This window comes from Streptomyces sp. S.PB5 (assembly GCF_030403745.1).
Taxonomy (GTDB): domain Bacteria; phylum Actinomycetota; class Actinomycetes; order Streptomycetales; family Streptomycetaceae; genus Streptomyces.
Genome location: NZ_JAQMWP010000010.1, coordinates 355,387 through 371,492, shown reverse-complemented (window position 1 = coordinate 371,492; position 16,106 = coordinate 355,387). Strand labels below are relative to the sequence as shown.

Below are 16,106 nucleotides of genomic sequence, written 5' to 3'. Positions count from 1 at the left end.
CACTGCTTGAGTGGGCGTCAGATCCTGTTCGGTGCTGTGGGGAAACCGAACGCACACTAGGGTCTCGAGCAAGGCGAAGCAATGATGCTGTCGGTCTTTGTGTGATCCTGCGGGGTTGACGTTGCTCGCGAGGCGTGCGATGCCGCACGCGCGGTGACCGGCCTGCGAGGGGCGCCGCGCCTACGCCGCGACCTCCCTCACCGCCCCCGTCCGCTCCGCGAACTGCGTCCGGTGCAGCTCCGCGTACCGTCCGCCCAGTGCCAGCAGTTCCTCGTGGGTGCCCCGTTCCGCGATCCGGCCGCCCTCGACCACCAGGATCTGGTCGGCCGCGCGGATCGTGGACAGCCGGTGGGCGATGACGATCGCGGTCCGTCCCTCCAGAGCCTCCGTGAGCGCCTCCTGGACGGCCGCCTCCGAGGTGTTGTCGAGGTGGGCGGTCGCCTCGTCGAGGATGACCACGCGCTGGCGGGCCAGCAGCAGCCGGGCGATGGTCATGCGCTGGCGTTCGCCGCCGGAGAGGCGGTAGCCGCGTTCGCCGACGACCGTGTCGAGACCGTCGGGGAGGGAGTCCACGAGGGTGTCGAGGCGGGCGCGGCGCAGGGCGTCGCGGAGTTCGGCCTCGGTCGCGTCGGGGCGGGCAAGCAGCAGGTTGGCGCGGACGGTGTCGTGGAAGAGGTGGCCGTCCTGGGTGACCATGCCGAGGGTGGCGCGCAGGGAGCTCGCGGTCAGATCGCGGACGTCGGTGCCGCCGATGCGTACGGCGCCCTCGTCGACGTCGTACAGGCGCGGCAGCAGCCCCGCGATCGTCGACTTGCCCGCGCCGGAGGAGCCGACGAGGGCGATGGTCTCGCCCGGCTCGGCGCGGAATGAGATGCCCTTGAGGACCTCTTCGCCGCCCCGGGTGTCCAGGGACGCGACCTCCTCCAGGGAGGCCAGGGAGACCTTGTCGGCGGCCGGGTAGCCGAAGCGGACGTTCTCGAACTCGACCGCGACCGGCCCGTCGGGGGCGTCGACGGCGTCCGGCTTCTCCTCGATCAGCGGCTTGAGGTCGAGCACCTCGAAGACCCGCTCGAAGCTGACCAGCGCGCTCATCACCTCGACACGGGCGCCGGCGAGGGAGGTGAGCGGGGCGTACAGCCGGGTCAGCAGCAGGGCGAGGGAGACGACGGCGCCGGGTTCCAGGGTGCCGCGCAGGGCGAACCAGCCGCCGAGGCCGTAGACGAGGGCCAGGGCGAGGGCGGAGACCAGGGTGAGGGCGGTGATGAACACCGACTGGGCCGTGGCCGTGCGGACGCCGATGTCGGCGACCCGGCGGGCGCGGGCGGCGAACTCCTCCGATTCCTGCTCGGGGCGGCCGAAGAGCTTGACCAGGGTGGCGCCGGGCGCGGAGAAGCGTTCGGTCATACGGGTGCCCATCGCCGCGTTCAGCGCGGCCGCCTCCCGCTGCATCCGGGCCATCCGGGTGCCCATGCGGCGGGCCGGGATCACGAAGACCGGGAGCAGGGCGAGCGCGAGGAGCGTGATCTCCCAGGACAGGGTGAGCATGACGGCAAGGGTGAGCAGCAGGGTGACGAGGTTGCTGACGACCCCGGAGAGTGTGTTGCTGAACGCCCGCTGGGCCCCGATGACGTCGTTGTTGAGTCGGGAGACCAGCGCTCCCGTACGTGTGCGTGTGAAGAACGCGACCGGCATGCGCTGCACATGATCGAACACAGCCGTCCGCAGATCGAGGATGAGTCCCTCCCCGAGCGTCGCCGACAGGCGCCGCCCGAGGATGCCGAGGGCCGCCTCCACGACCGCGATGAGCGCGATGAGCAGGGCGAGTCGTACGACCTTGCCCTCCTCGTCGCCCGTCACGATCGCGTCCACGACGTCCCCGGCCAGCACCGGGGTGGCGACGGCGAGCAGCGCGGTCGCCACCCCCAGCACCACGAACTGTGCGATACGGGTGCGGTGCGGCCGGGCGAACGCGCCGATGCGGCGCAGCGTCGCGCGGGCGAAGGGGCGGGTCTGCTCCTGGGCGTTCATGACGCCCTGAAGCTGTGTCCAGGCTGTGGTCTCCATGCTCATGGGAGCGAACGTAGGACCTCAAGCGTTGTTGAGGTCAACACTTCTCGGACGTCCCCCCGCTCGAAGGATCCGATGACCGTACGCAATCCCCCGGCCGCCCTTCTGCAACCCGTGGTTGGCACGGCCGGGGAAACCTCCTCTGACGTGAGCCCCCGTCGCGTCCCCGCCCGCAGGATCCGCCAGATCCTGTGTCTGCTTCCGCTCCTGCTGGTCACGGTGGTCGCCGTGCAGCACCGCTCGGTCCTCGCCGAGGGCTTCGGGCATCTGAGGTCCGCCGAGTGGCCCTGGCTGCTGGTCGCGGTCTGCGCGACCGGCCTGACCTGGGTCGCGGCGGCCTGCACCCGGCAGGGCGCGGTCGTGCAGGGTCTGCCCAAGCGGCGGCTGCTGGCCACCCAGTTCGCGGCCGGCGCGGCCAACCATCTGCTGCCGACCGGCCTGGGCGCGAGCGCGGTCAACCTCCGTTTCATGACGGTGTGCGGGCTGCCGCTGGCCCGTTCCTCGGCCGCGCTCGCCCTGTATCTGCTGGCGGAGTCGGTGGGCCGCCTCGGTCTGCTGGCCGCCCTGCTGATCGCCTTCCCGGACGCGCTGAGCCTGGGCACGCTCCTTCCCGAGGGGGCCGTCGGCGCCCTGCTGCCCGCCGTCGGTGTGGTGCTGCTCGGGGCGGCGGGCGTCCTCGTGGGGGTACGACGGGTGCGTACGGCCGTGACGTCGTTCCTGCGCACCGCTCTCTGCGAGGCGCGCGAGGTGCACACCAGGCCCGCGCGGGCCCTCGCCCTGTGGGGCGGCTCGTTCGCGTTCCCGGCGCTGCAGGCGGCCGGGCTGGCCGCGGTGGGGCAGGCGCTGGGGCTGCCGGTGCCGCCGCTGCACATGGCGGTGGCGTATCTCGCGGCCACGGTCGCCGTGGCGCTGGTGCCCACGCCGGGCGGGATCGGCTCGGTCGAGGCGGCGCTCGTGGTGGCGCTGGTGGCGGCGGGCGGTCCGGCGGCGATCGCGACGGCCGTGGTGCTGGCCTATCGGATCATCACCGTCTGGCTTCCGCTGCTTCCGGGGGCGTTGACGCTCGGGGCCCTGGTACGAATGAAGGTCATCTGATGCAGGTGGCCTGACCGAAGGAGCCCGCGATGCCCGTCCGGACCGAACGCAACGGCCCCGTCACCACCGTCGTCCTGTCCCGCCCCGCGGCCCGCAACGCGGTCGACGGCCCGACGGCCGCGGAACTCGTCGCCGCCTTCCGGGAGTTCGAGGCGGATCCCGGGGCGCGGGTGGCGGTGCTGTGGGGCGAGGGCGGTACGTTCTGCGCGGGCGCCGACCTCAAGGCCCTCGGTACCGAGCGCGGCAACCGGGTCACCGAGGACGGCGACGGCCCGATGGGACCGACCCGGCTGCGGCTGTCCAAGCCGGTGATCGCGGCGGTCGCCGGGCACGCGGTGGCGGGCGGTCTCGAGCTGGCGCTGTGGTGCGATCTCCGGGTGGCCGAGCAGAACGCGGTCTTCGGGGTGTTCTGCCGCCGCTGGGGCGTTCCGCTGATCGACGGCGGCACGGTACGGCTGCCCCGGCTGATCGGCACGAGCCGCGCACTGGACATGATCCTGACGGGCCGGCCGGTCACGGCCCCGGAGGCCCACGCGATGGGCCTCGCCAACCGGGTCGTCCCCACCGGCACCTCGCGCACGGCCGCCGAGGAACTGGCCGCCGCTCTCGCGGAGTTCCCGCAGGCGTGCCTGCGCTCGGACCGGGCGTCGGTCCTCGACCAGGAGGGGCTGGCCGAGGAAGCCGCCCTGCGCCGGGAACTCGGCCATGGCATGGGTGTGTTGGCGGAAAGCCTGGAGGGGGCGGCCCGGTTCGCCTCCGGGGCGGGGCGGCACGGTTCGTTCAAGGACGGGTGAGCCACTCCCGGGTGGCCTTCGTCACGGTGCTGTTCCGTCTGCCGCAGGTGCCGCCGGTGACGGTCGACACGATGAACTACGCGTCCCTCGCCGTCGTAGTCGTCCTCGTCACCGTGTGGTGGTACGCCGCCCGCCGTTCGTACGGATCGTCGTCCGGGCGGGGGCATCCGCCGGGCTGGCCGGCTACGAACTCCTGTGCCCGATACGGCAGGATGAGCGGTCGCGTCGCCGTGGCGCCGGCACGGTCGCGCGGTCGCTCATCCGGCAACCCGAACAGGTGGCAACGTGACAGCTTTTCAACGGGATCTCACCATGGACGACCTGGTCGTCCCCGGAATCGCCGTGGTCGCGGGCCTGATTGCCGCGTTCCTGCTGCGGGTCCTCCTCAAGTGGCTCGGAAAGCACGCCGACCGCACGAAATGGAGCGGTGACGACGTGATCGTGGCCGCGCTGCGCGTGGTGGTGCCCGCGGCGGCGATCGCGGGCGGCACGGCCGTCGCCGCGGCGGCGCTGCCGCTGACGAAGACCACCCAGCGCACCACCAACCAGATCCTGACCGTCCTGCTGATCTTCGTGGTCACGGTCGCGGTGGCCCGGCTGGTGGCCGGTCTGATGCGGTCGGTCACCCAGTCCCGTCCCGGCGTCGCCGGATCCGCCACGATCTTCGTCAACATCACCCGGGTGCTGGTCCTGGCGATCGGCTTCCTGGTGGTGCTGCAGACCCTCGGCATCTCCATAGCGCCGCTGCTCACCGCCCTGGGCGTCGGCGGTCTCGCGGTCGCGCTGGCCCTCCAGGACACCCTCGCCAACCTCTTCGCCGGCATCCACATCCTCGCCTCCAAGACCGTCCAGCCCGGTGACTACATCCGGCTGAGCAGCGGTGAGGAGGGCTACGTCGAGGACATCAACTGGCGTCAGACGACGGTCCGCGCGCTCTCCAACAACCTCGTCGTCATCCCCAACGGGGAGCTCGCGAAGTCGAACATGACCAACTTCATGCGCCCCGAGCAGCAGTTGACGATCCTCGTCCAGGTCGGCGTGGGCTACGACAGCGACCTGGAGCAGGTCGAGCGGGTCACCATCGAGGTCGTCGCCGAGATCATGACCGAGATCACCGGCGCCGTCCCGGACCACGAGCCGCTGGTCCGCTTCCACACCTTCGGCGACTCCCGCATCGGCTTCACCGTCATCCTGGGCGTCGGCGAGTTCAGCGACCAGTTCCGCATCAAGCACGAGTTCATCAAGCGCCTCCACAAGCGCTACCGCCAGGAGGGCATCCGCATCCCGGCACCCACGCGGACGGTGGCGCTCCAGCAGGGCGCGGTGGTGATCCCGCAGCAGCGCGGTGCGGAGACCGAGCTGGAGCCGGGCGAAGTGTCCTCCGCCCGGCTGGACTGATCGCCGCGCGGCGCCGATCGCCTTACGGCACCGATCGCCCTGCACGCGCCGTGCGCGCGTCGAGGGAGAGGCGGCTCGGCTCCTGGGTGGGGGCGATGTTCACGGTCACCACCGCGTTCACGAGCTTCGTCGAGGCGACGTGCTCGAAGGCGATGTCGTACGACGACACCCGGTAGCCGTCGTTGCCGAGGCTCGGGAGGACGGGGTCGCCGAGGGTCTCAGGGCCCGGGGCGCCGGCCGTGGGGGCCGCCTGTGCCGGGATTCCCGCGGACAGTGCCGCGGCCGTGCCGGTCAGGGCGGCCGAGACCGTCACTCCGGTGCGATGTCCCATGGTCCGCATCCCATGGTCCGCTTTCGCCCGGGCGGCCGACCGGCCGGGGCCGGCCGTCGGATGAGGTGCGGTCAACACGCACGACCACAAGATCAGACGCCTCACCCGGCACAGGAGATGCACCGGTTCTCGGACCGCGTGTGCGGACCCCTGTCGAGCCCCGCTCGATCACGAGATATCTTGATGTCGAGCAATGTTGCAGACGCGGAAGACGTGGAGCGGAGCACCCGGTGACTGACTCGACCATCATCTATACGCACACTGACGAGGCCCCGGCCCTGGCGACGTATTCCTTCCTGCCGGTGGTCCAGGCGTACGCCTCGCAGGCGGGTGTCGCCGTGGAGACGCGGGACATCTCGCTGGCCGGCCGCATCATCGCGGTGTTCCCGGAGTACCTGACCGAGGACCAGCGCATCCCGGACGCCCTGCACGAGCTGGGCGAGCTGGCGAAGACGCCCGAGGCCAACATCATCAAGCTGCCGAACATCTCGGCGTCGATCCCGCAGCTCAAGGCCGCCATCGCCGAGCTGCAGGCGCAGGGCTACGCGCTCCCCGCGTACCCGGACGACCCGAAGACCGACGAGGAGCGGGACATCCAGGCCCGCTACGACAAGGTCAAGGGCTCCGCGGTGAACCCGGTCCTGCGTGAGGGCAACTCCGACCGCCGCGCCCCCGCCTCGGTCAAGAACTACGCCAAGACCCACCCGCACCGCATGGGCGCCTGGTCCTCGGACTCGAAGACCAATGTCGCGACCATGGGTGAGAACGACTTCCGCTCCACCGAGAAGTCCGTCGTGATCTCCGAGGCCGGCGCGCTGAGGATCGAGCTGGTCGCCGAGGACGGCACCACCACGGTCCTGCGTGAGTCCGTACCGGTCCTGGAGGGCGAGGTCGTCGACGCGTCCGTGCTGCACGTGGCCGCGCTGCGGGAGTTCCTCACCGCGCAGATCGCCGAGGCCAAGGCCCAGGGCGTGCTGTTCTCCGTGCACCTCAAGGCCACGATGATGAAGGTCTCCGACCCGATCATCTTCGGCCACGTGGTCCGCGCGTTCTTCCCGAAGACCTTCGAGCAGTACGGCGCCACGCTGGCCGCCGCCGGTCTCTCCCCGAACGACGGTCTGGGCGGCATCCTCAAGGGCCTCGACGCCCTGCCCGAGGGTGACGCGATCAAGGCCTCCTTCGACGCCGAGCTCGCCGAGGGCCCGGCCCTGGCGATGGTCGACTCCGACAAGGGCATCACCAACCTGCACGTGCCGTCCGACGTCATCGTCGACGCCTCGATGCCGGCCATGATCCGCACCTCCGGCCACATGTGGGGCCCGGACGGCCAGGAGGCCGACACCCTCGCGGTGCTGCCGGACTCGTCGTACGCCGGTGTCTACCAGGTCGCGATCGACGACTGCCGCGCCAACGGCGCCTACGACCCGTCGACGATGGGCTCGGTCCCGAACGTCGGCCTCATGGCGCAGAAGGCCGAGGAGTACGGCTCCCACGACAAGACCTTCGAGATCAAGGCGGCCGGTACGGTCCGTCTGGTCGACCAGGCCGGCAACGCGCTCATCGAGCAGCCGGTCGCCGAGGGCGACATCTTCCGCGCCTGCCAGACCAAGGACGCGCCGATCAAGGACTGGGTGAAGCTCGCCGTCACCCGCGCCCGCGCCACCGGCGACCCGGCCGTCTTCTGGCTGGACGAGACCCGTGCGCACGACGCCAACCTGATCGCCAAGGTCAACGCCTACCTGCCGGAGCACGACACCGAGGGCCTGGACATCCGCATCCTCGCCCCGGTCGACGCGACCAAGCTGTCGGTGGAGCGCATCCGCCGCGGCGAGAACACCATCTCGGTCACCGGCAACGTCCTGCGCGACTACCTCACCGACCTCTTCCCGATCCTGGAGCTGGGCACCAGCGCCAAGATGCTGTCGGTCGTCCCGCTGATGGCGGGCGGCGGCCTCTTCGAGACGGGCGCCGGCGGCTCCGCCCCGAAGCACGTCCAGCAGCTGGTCAAGGAGGACTACCTGCGCTGGGACTCCCTCGGTGAGTTCTTCGCGCTGGTCCCGTCCCTGGAGCAGTACGCGACCGCCACGAACAACCCCAAGGCCAAGGTCCTCGCCGACACCCTCGACCGCGCCACGGCGACCTTCCTCAACGAGGACAAGTCCCCGACCCGTCGCGTCGGCGGCATCGACAACCGCGGCAGCCACTTCTACCTGTCCCTGTACTGGGCCCAGGAGCTGGCGTCGCAGACCGAGGACGCGGACCTGGCGAAGACCTTCGCCCCGCTGGCGGAGACCCTCGCCTCCAACGAGCAGAAGATCGTCGACGAACTGCTCGCCGTCCAGGGCAAGCCGGCCGACATCGGCGGCTACTACCAGCCCGACCCGGCCAAGGCCGCGAAGATCATGCGCCCGTCGGCGACGTGGAACGAGGCGCTCGCCTCGCTGAGCTGACGCCGGGCCCTACGGGGCTCATCGCGTGACCCCGCCCCGGTCGGCAGTTGCCCGGCCGGGGCGGACCGCGTCTCACCAGTTCCGCCCGGCGATCAGCTCCTCCGGGTCCGCGTCCACGAAGCCGTAGGCGTGGGCGACGAACCAGAACTGCCCGCCTATCTCCTCCCTCGCGCAGGTCTCGATCTCGCTGCCCGCCGCGTCGAAGGCGGCCTCCAAGTCGTTGAACTCCTCGGTGGCCGCATGCGTCAGCGCATAGAGCGCGACGAGATCTGCGGGGCGCTCCGCCTCGATCCGCTCGCACAGCCGCAGCAGGATCTCCCTGCCCCGGTCCAGCACGTGGTCGGGGTAGTAGTCGTCCTCGTAGAGCGCCTTGAGGAACGGGTGCGCGGCCACCTGCTGGTTGCTGATCGTCATGCTGTGATCGTGCACCACGCCACTGACAACGCCCCCGGAGCCGCCGCATGACCTCCCCGGAACCGTCCTTCGAGCTGCTCCCCGGTGCCGCCGACTCCCCCGTGATCCTGCATGTGCCGCACTCCTCGCGCGCGATTCCGGCCGACGTACGCGCGGGGATCGTGCTGGACGACTCCGCGCTGGAGGGGGAGCTGGACCGCATCGTCGATGCGCACACCGCGGAGCTGGCCGAGGTGGCGGCCGGGCTGTGCCGGGGGCGGCCGTGGCGGTTCGTGAACCGGATCTCGCGGCTCGTCGTCGATCCGGAGCGGTTTCCGGACGAGCGGGAGGAGATGCTGGCCGTCGGGATGGGGGCCGTCTACACGCGGACGACCGGTCGCGCGACGCTGAGGGCCGAGGGCTTCGATCCCGAGCCGTTGATCGGGCGGTACTTCCGGCCGTACGCGCGGGCCATGACCGAGGCCGTGGCCGATCGGCTCGCCGCCGTCGGGCGGGCCGTGATCGTCGATGTGCACTCCTATCCCAGCGAGGCGCTGCCGTACGAGCTGCACGGGGCGGGACCGCGGCCGCCCGTCTGTCTCGGCACCGACTCCTTCCACACCCCTGCCGCGCTGATCGCCGCGGCCCGTGACGTGTTCGGCGAGGTCGGGCTCGACACCCCGTTCAGCGGGACGTACGTGCCGCTGGAGTTCCACGGCCGTGATCCCCGCGTCAGCGCCCTCATGGTCGAGATCCGGCGGGACACCTACATGACCGAACCCGGCGGACCCGCCGGACCCGGGCTCGGCCGGCTGGCCTCCGCCCTGGCCGCCCTCGTCGACGGCGTGACCCCCTGACCTCCGCCTGGAGCACTCCCGCGCGACAGCGCACCGAGCGGCCGGTGAGGGTGGACGCATGACCGAGGAGACCAGCACGCTGACCGGCCAGGACCTGCCCGACGTACGGGAGTGGCCCACGCTCGAGCTCGACGGGACCGAGTTCGATCCGATCCTCGCCGATCTCATGCGCGAGGGGCCGATCACCCGGATCCGGCTGCCGTTCGGCGAGGGGTGGGCGTGGCTCGCCACCCGGTACGAGGACGTCAGGACCGTCACCAACGATCCACGGTTCAGCCGGGCCGAGGTCACCACACGTCAGGTGACCAGAATGGCCCCGCACTTCAAGCCCCGCCCCGGCTCGCTCGCCTTCGCCGACCAGCCCGACCACAACCGGCTGCGCAAGCCGGTCGCGGGGGCGTTCACGGTGGGGCGGATGAAGCGGCTGCGGCCCCGGGCCCAGGAGACACTGGACGGGCTGTTGGCGGACATGCTCCGGCACGGGCCGCCCGCCGATCTCGTCGAGCACGTCCTCGAACCGTTCCCGATCGCCGTCGTCAGCGAGGTGATGGGCGTACCCGACGGCATGCGCGAGCAGGTCCACGCCTGGACCCGGCAGATCATCTCCACCTCGGGCGGCGCCGAGGCCGCCGAGAAGGCGAAGAACGGCATGTACGCGTGGATCACGGAGACCATCCGCGACCGTGCCGACAGCACCGGCGACGATGTCTGCTCCCTGCTGGGAGCCGCCGTCGCCCGCGGTGAGATCAGCGAGGCGGAGGCCGTCGGGCTCGCCGGGCCGCTGCAGATCGGCGGCGAGGCCGTCACCCACAACTGCGGGCAGATGCTGTATCTGCTGCTCACCCGGCCCGAGTTGCTGCAGCGGATGCGGGAACACCCCGACGCGCGCGGGCCCGTTCTCGACGAACTCCTGCGCTACATCCCGCACCGCTCCTCCGTGGGCCTGGCCCGGATCGCCCTGGAGGACGTCGAGCTGCACGGGGCGCGGATCGGGGCGGGCGAGGCGGTGTACGTCTCCTACCTCGCCGCCAACCGCGACCCCGACGTCTTCCCGTCCCCCGACCGGATCGACGCCGACCGTGACCCCAACCCGCACCTGTCCTTCGGCAACGGCCCGCACTACTGCACCGGCGCGGTCCTGGCCCGCCTGCAGACCGAGCTGCTGGTCGACACCCTGCTCGACCGGCTGCCCGGCCTGCGGCTCGCGGTCCCGGCCGAGGCGGTCGTCTGGCGCCGCAGGACGATGATCCGCGGGCCGCAGACGCTCCCCGTCACCTGGTAGGCCGGCCCCTCAACAGCGGTTCACACCCGCAGCCACTCCGTGACCACGACCTCCCCGCCCGTCCGCAGCCGCAGCGCGAAGGGGCCGACGGGGGGTGCGTCGCCGGTGAAGCGGCCCATGTCGTCGGCCACGAGCGGCGCGCTCGTCTGCGGGCCGGTGAGCACCTCGATCAGGGCCTGCTGGGGCGGCAGCACCTGCCCCAGCAGCCCGTCCCCGGTGACCTCGACGTCGACGGTGACCTCACCCGCGCGGAAGGTCAGCATCCGCGGTACGTCCGTGGCCCCCCGCACCGGGATGGCGTCCACCACGGAGTCGAAGGTCAGCTCGGCGATGCGCGCGTCGAGGTCGTGCAGCGCGAAGGCCTCCACCGCGATCCGCCGCAGCTCGGCCGGCACCGGGTCGAGGATCGCGGCGGCCCGGCGGAGCTCCTCCTCCAGCGGGCCGACGTCGAACGCGTCATCCGCCTGGACGTCCTGACCGAACTCGTCGTCCCTCATGCCGCTCACACCGCACCCCTCGCTTCCATCCGTGCCCGCAGCCGGCGCAGACAGCGCTGCCGCAGCGGTCCGATGCTGCCCACGGCGATGCCCAGCGCCGAGGACACCTCCTGATAACTGGGCGGCGGCGAGGCCATCAGGATGCGCAGCAACTGCCTGCAGCGGTCGCCGAGTTCCTCGAACTCCTGCCACAGGTGCCGGATCCGCTCGCTCTCCACGGCCGCCTCCTCGGAGTCGAGGACGGACTGTTCGGGCGTACGGTCCTCGCTGATCCGGTCGAGCAGCTGCGGATCGTCGGTGGGCGTGAGCCGCCTTAAGCTCTTGAGCACCTTCAGACACTCGTGCCGCGCGGTGCTCGCCAGCCAGGAACCGGCCTTCTGGGGTTCGCGGATCCGCCCGAGGTGCTGGGCGAAGCGGAACCACACCGTCTGGTACACCTCGTGCGCGTCCGCGTCGGAGAGCCGGTGCGCGCGCACCACGGACCACACCAGTGGGCTCAGCCCCTCCACGAGCGCCTTCCAGGCCGCAGCGTCGCCGTCGACGGCGGACTGGACCAGCGCGCCGACATCTGCTCGGTCCACGGCCCCACCCCTCGTGTACGGCAAGTCATCGTACGCCGTGGAGGGGGCGAGTTCGGCCCTCATGCCCCAGGAGAGAGCTGTACGACCGTGCCCTGGTGCCAGGTCGGCGGGATGAGCGCCGGGACGTGCGCCCCGCGCACCTCCGCGAACTCGGTGTTGGCCGCGAGCAGTTGCTGCCGGGCGACCCTCGGGTCGCTCTCCTTGTTGGCGGTCATGTAGGCGGCCACCAGGCCCGCGGCGACCGGGGTCGCGAAGGAGGTGCCGCTCCACTGCGCGAACCCGTCGAACATCACCCGGCCCGGCGTTGCGGTGCCGCCGGTGTCGCTCAACACGCCGGAGTGGCGGGGGTGCTGGCAGGTGCAGAGGTAGGTGAAGTTGAAGCGGCAGGCGTCGTACGTGGAGTGCTGGTACACGTACGGGACGGGTGCGTCGAAGCCGGTGAGGGTGCTGGTGAGGCGCTCGCCGGGGGCGTAGGCGTTCACCCAGTAGCCGTGGTTGCTGAAGCAGGCGCCGTGGTCGCCGTCGTCGCGCAGGGCGCCGATCGACAGCACGGAGCTCGCGTATTCGGGCAGTGAGGCGTAGGCGGCGGGCCAGAAGGGCGACGCGCTGGCGTTGTTGCCGGCGGCGGCGACCAGCAGGGTGCGCTGCTGCCTGAGTTCGCGCATGAAGGCGTCGACGCCGAGCAGACCGTCGGTGCGGCCGTTGGAGGTGCCGGCGGAGAGGCTGATGATGTCGGGCCAGCCGTTCTGGTCGACGGCGGCGAACAGCGCCTCGCCGAAGTCGGATTCGAGGATGGCGCCGGCGTCGTTGAGGGTGTTGCGCACCGTGATGTCCGTGTTGGGTGCGACGGCGGCGAGGATGCCCGCGATGAACGTGCCGTGGCCGACGTACTGCTTGAGGTTGCCCTGCTCGTCGGTCTCGGTGCCGTGCAGGTCGCCCTGGACATGGGAGAGGAGCGGGACCAGCGAGTAGTCGTGGGTGAGGCCGTTGTCGATGACGAGGACGCCCACGGCGGTGTCGGAGGTGTGGGCGGCTTCCGCCGGGGCCGGGTTGGTGCCGCGGTTGAGGGGCGCGGGCACGGGCTCGTCACCGGGGCAGGAGTTCACCGCGATCGACACGACGTGGTTACGGCTGACGAGGCGGCGGCGGGCGCGTCCCTCGGGCTCGCGCATGGCGCGCAGGGCGTTCGCGACGGCCCGGTCGGCGAGGCGGTCGCCGTGGTTGGGGTCGCCGACCTGGATGCGGGTGATGCCGGAGCGGTTGGTCTGCGGGCTGACCCGGCTGACCTGGTCGCCGCTGAGGCCGGTCGCCGCGGTGAAGTGGTCGCGCACGGTGTTCTCGACGAGCGCCGCCTCCTCACCGTCGCGGGCGAGGACGACACCCTTCTCGTAGATGAACTCGGCCGCGTCGTCGGGCCCCATGGCCAGAGGGACGTCGGGCATCGAGCGCTGGATCTGGTCGAACTGCTCCGGGAATCGCTGAGGTGCCATGGCGTGTCCTCCCACTGGGGCGGTGTTCGTCAGTCAGAGTCGCGGGGCTGTTGATTGATACAGCGCCAAACCGGTGTGGCGCACCACCCGGGCCACTACCATCCGTGGAGTGACGGCGAGAAGCGACTCGGTTCTCGAACTGCTGCCCATGGTGTTCGCCGCCCCCAACCAGGCGCTGGCGAGGGCGGAAGAGGTGCTCGGCTCCGATCCCCCGCTGCTGCACGCCTCCGTCGCCCACCAGGTCATCGGTATCTGGCAGCGGGACTGGGGCGACCTGAGGATCGCCCTCCACCATCTGCGGCGCGCCCGCGATCTGGCGGCCCGCGCGGAGTCGGCGGACCGGGAGGCCGACGTCCTGGCCGCTCTCGGGGTCGCACTGGTGCACGCGGGGCGCACCCGGCAGGGTCTGGACGCGCTGGAGCGCGGGGTCGCGATCGGCAGCGGCCACACCCGCGCGCGCGTCCTGTTCCGGCGGGCGTTCGCCTCCTGGGTGCTCGGCCTGCACCGGGAGGCGCTGGAGGACGTACGCCGGGCGGTTCCGGTGCTGCGGCAGGCGGACGACGTGATCTGGACGGCCCGGGCGCTGACGCTGCGGGCGACCGTGCATCTGGCGCTCGGCGCGGTGGAGCGGGCGGAGGCCGACTTCGCCGCCGCCGAGGAGATGTGGGACACCACGGGCCAGGACCACGACAAGGCGGACGTGGTGGAGAGCCGGGGGCTCGCCGCGTTCCGGTCGGGTGATGTGCCGGCGGCGCTGCGGCTGCTGGACGAGGCCGAGGAGCGGTACGCCAAGCTCGGCACGCCGTCCTTCATGCTCTACATCCGGCGCTGCGAGGTCCTGATGGCCGCCGGCCTGGCCCAGGAGGCGCTCGCCGAGGCGGACGCGGCGATCGGCCTGCTGGACCGCAACGGCGGGCAGTCCACGCGCAAGGCGGAGTTGCTGCTGGTCGCCGCGCGCGCCGCCCGGCTGGCGGACGATCCGCACACCGCGATCGCGCGCGCCGCGCTGGCGGTGCGGCTGTTCGCCGGGCAGCGGCGCCCGTGGTGGGAGACGCACGCCCGGCTGGTGCTGATCGAGGCGCGGGCCGCCGCCGGGCGCGGCTCGGGCCGGCTGGTGGCGGACGCGGCCGAAGTGGCGGACCGGCTGGCCTCGTTCGGCGCGCCGGCGGCTCCGGAGGCGTCGCTGCTCGCGGGCCGGATCGCGCTGGGCCTCGGCTGGACGGCGGACGCGGAGCGGCACTTGGCCCTCGCGGCGCGCAGCAGACGCAGTGGTCCGCCGCTGGCGCGGATGACGGGCTGGGCGGCGCAGGCGCTGCGGGCCCGGGCGGCCGGATCGGGGCGCGGGGTGCTGGAGGCCTGCCGACGCGGCCTCGACGTGCTGGACGACCACCGGATGACACTGGGCGCCTCCGAGCTGCGGGCCCGGGCCACCGCGCAGGGCGCCGAACTCGCCGCACTGGCGCAGCAGGCCAGCCTCGACTCCGGCAGCCCGCGGCGGCTGCTGGTGTGGAGCGAGCGCTGGCGGGCCACCGCGCTGTCCACGCCGCCCACCCGGCCGCCGTCCGATCCGGCGCTGCTGAGCGACCTCACCGCGTTCCGTGAGATCGCCGCCCGCGCGGAGGAGGCTCGGATGGAGGGGCGGCCCGTTCCGGCGCTGGAGCGTGAACAGCGGCGGCTGGAGCGGGAGATACGCTCCCGGACCCTGCACATCCGCGGTGACGCGCCCGGCGAGGGCCACCGGTTCGACCCCGGCAGGCTGCTGGAACGGCTCGGGGACGACGTACGGCTGGTCGAACTGGCCGTGCTCGACGGGCGTGTTCAGGTGCTGCTGTGCGGGCAGGGGCGGGTGCGGCGGTTCGAGGCCGGGCTGCTGGCCGAGGCGGAGACCGAGGCGGAGCATGTGCAGGCCGGGCTGCGGCGGCTGGCCCATCCCGGGGCGGAGGCACGGCTGCCGCTGGTGGAGGCGGCGGGGCGGCGTCTTGAGGAGCTGCTGCTGGGACCGGCGGCGGCGCATCTCGGCTCCGGTCCGGTCGTCGTCGTACCGCCCGCCAGGCTGCACCGGGTGCCGTGGGCGCTGCTGCCGTCGCTGCGGGAGCGGGTGCTGAGCGTGTCGCCGTCGGCGAGCGGCTGGCTGCGGGCCCGGGAGACCGAGGCGCCGGCCGGGGGGCGCCATGTGCTGGTGCGTGGGCCCGGCCTCGCGACCGAGGGGGCGGAGGTGCCCGAACTCGCGGGCCGGTACGCCGGATCGACGGTACTGGAGGACGACGAGGCGCGCGTGCCGCGGGTGTTGGCGGAGCTCGACGGGGCGGCGCTCGCGCACATCGCCGCGCACGGGACGTTCCGCGCCGACGGACCGCTCTTCTCGTCGCTGCGGATGGCCGACGGGCCGCTCATCGTCCACGACTTCGAGCGCCTCGACGCGAGCCCGTACCGGATCATCCTGTCCTGCTGCGACACCGCGCGCTTCGCCTCGGTCGGCGCCGATGAACTGCTCGGCCTGGTCACCGCGTTGCTGCCGCTGGGCACGGCGGGGGTGGTGGCGTGCACGGCGCCCGTCAACGACGCGGCCGTGGTGCCGCTGATGCTCGCGCTGCACAAGGGGCTGGACGCCGGGCTGTCCCTGGCGGAGGCGCTGCGCGACGCGCGGGCGGCGCTGCCGGGGGACACGGTGCATCAGGCGACGGGGTGGGCGTTCTCGGCGTTCGGGGCGGCCTGAACGCTCCGCTGACTGTGTCGATGTGCGGCTCCGCCGCGAGGCAGCGAGGCAGCGAGGGTTGACGGTCGGCTGCGGCGCCGTCGCGGCTGGTCGCGCCCGCGCGGCGGAGCCGCATATCGCTACAGCCCCGCGCCCCTTCAGGGCGCTGCCGAACC

At 72.3% G+C, this 16,106-nt stretch carries 13 protein-coding genes; 7 read left to right on the top strand and 6 right to left on the bottom strand.

Annotated elements, in window-relative coordinates:
* Positions 1-180: 180 nt before the first annotated feature.
* Positions 181-2,064: an ABC transporter ATP-binding protein gene (locus tag PH203_RS27540; RefSeq protein WP_289923245.1), complete on the bottom strand. Its 1,884-nt coding sequence runs from the start codon at positions 2,062-2,064 to the stop codon at positions 181-183.
* Between the two features lie 180 nt (positions 2,065-2,244).
* Between PH203_RS27540 and PH203_RS27535 the strand changes: the two genes are divergently transcribed.
* The 3 genes from PH203_RS27535 to PH203_RS27525 all read left to right on the top strand — a co-directional run bounded on the left by PH203_RS27535 (position 2,245) and on the right by PH203_RS27525 (position 5,354).
* On the top strand, positions 2,245-3,162 hold the full coding sequence (locus tag PH203_RS27535) for a lysylphosphatidylglycerol synthase transmembrane domain-containing protein (RefSeq protein WP_289923244.1): 918 nt from the start codon (positions 2,245-2,247) through the stop codon (positions 3,160-3,162).
* Between the two features lie 29 nt (positions 3,163-3,191).
* Complete coding sequence (locus PH203_RS27530) at positions 3,192-3,956, top strand: crotonase/enoyl-CoA hydratase family protein (RefSeq protein WP_289923191.1); 765 nt, start codon at positions 3,192-3,194, stop codon at positions 3,954-3,956.
* A gap of 312 nt (positions 3,957-4,268) precedes the next feature.
* Complete coding sequence (locus PH203_RS27525; RefSeq protein WP_289923243.1) at positions 4,269-5,354, top strand: mechanosensitive ion channel family protein; 1,086 nt, start codon at positions 4,269-4,271, stop codon at positions 5,352-5,354.
* A gap of 22 nt (positions 5,355-5,376) precedes the next feature.
* Here the strand turns inward: PH203_RS27525 and PH203_RS27520 are convergent, their stop codons facing one another.
* Positions 5,377-5,685: a hypothetical protein gene (locus tag PH203_RS27520; protein ID WP_289923190.1), complete on the bottom strand. Its 309-nt coding sequence runs from the start codon at positions 5,683-5,685 to the stop codon at positions 5,377-5,379.
* Positions 5,686-5,915: 230 nt separating this feature from the next.
* Here PH203_RS27520 and PH203_RS27515 point away from each other — a divergent pair, with 230 nt between their 5' ends.
* Complete coding sequence (locus PH203_RS27515; RefSeq protein WP_289923189.1) at positions 5,916-8,135, top strand: NADP-dependent isocitrate dehydrogenase; 2,220 nt, start codon at positions 5,916-5,918, stop codon at positions 8,133-8,135.
* A 72-nt stretch (positions 8,136-8,207) separates the two neighbouring features.
* Here PH203_RS27515 and PH203_RS27510 read toward each other — a convergent pair whose 3' ends face one another.
* Complete coding sequence (locus PH203_RS27510) at positions 8,208-8,549, bottom strand: DUF5713 family protein (protein ID WP_289923188.1); 342 nt, start codon at positions 8,547-8,549, stop codon at positions 8,208-8,210.
* A 47-nt stretch (positions 8,550-8,596) separates the two neighbouring features.
* Between PH203_RS27510 and PH203_RS27505 the strand changes: the two genes are divergently transcribed.
* Both PH203_RS27505 and PH203_RS27500 read left to right on the top strand, forming a co-directional pair.
* Entirely contained in the window at positions 8,597-9,385 is a 789-nt protein-coding gene (locus tag PH203_RS27505; protein ID WP_289923187.1) for an N-formylglutamate amidohydrolase, read from the top strand.
* Positions 9,386-9,443: 58 nt separating this feature from the next.
* Positions 9,444-10,667 carry a cytochrome P450 gene (locus PH203_RS27500; protein WP_289923186.1) on the top strand — a complete coding sequence of 408 codons (1,224 nt, stop codon included), beginning with the start codon at positions 9,444-9,446 and terminating at the stop codon, positions 10,665-10,667.
* A gap of 20 nt (positions 10,668-10,687) precedes the next feature.
* On the opposite strand, the gene PH203_RS27495 is transcribed toward PH203_RS27500, so the two are convergent.
* From PH203_RS27495 to PH203_RS27485, 3 genes are read right to left on the bottom strand one after another with little or no spacing between them, the layout of a single operon-like run.
* A complete protein-coding gene (locus tag PH203_RS27495; protein ID WP_289923242.1) occupies positions 10,688-11,164 on the bottom strand; it encodes a hypothetical protein in 477 nt (158 codons plus the stop codon).
* Positions 11,165-11,169: 5 nt separating this feature from the next.
* Positions 11,170-11,745 (bottom strand): sigma-70 family RNA polymerase sigma factor, encoded by a 576-nt coding sequence (locus PH203_RS27490; RefSeq protein WP_289923185.1) that lies wholly within the window; start codon positions 11,743-11,745, stop codon positions 11,170-11,172.
* 59 nt (positions 11,746-11,804) lie between these two features.
* Positions 11,805-13,235: a S8/S53 family peptidase gene (locus tag PH203_RS27485; protein WP_289923184.1), complete on the bottom strand. Its 1,431-nt coding sequence runs from the start codon at positions 13,233-13,235 to the stop codon at positions 11,805-11,807.
* 148 nt (positions 13,236-13,383) lie between these two features.
* On the opposite strand from PH203_RS27485, the gene PH203_RS27480 reads away from it, so the two are divergent.
* Positions 13,384-15,951 (top strand): CHAT domain-containing protein, encoded by a 2,568-nt coding sequence (locus tag PH203_RS27480; RefSeq protein ID WP_289923241.1) that lies wholly within the window; start codon positions 13,384-13,386, stop codon positions 15,949-15,951.
* Positions 15,952-16,106: the final 155 nt, after the last annotated feature.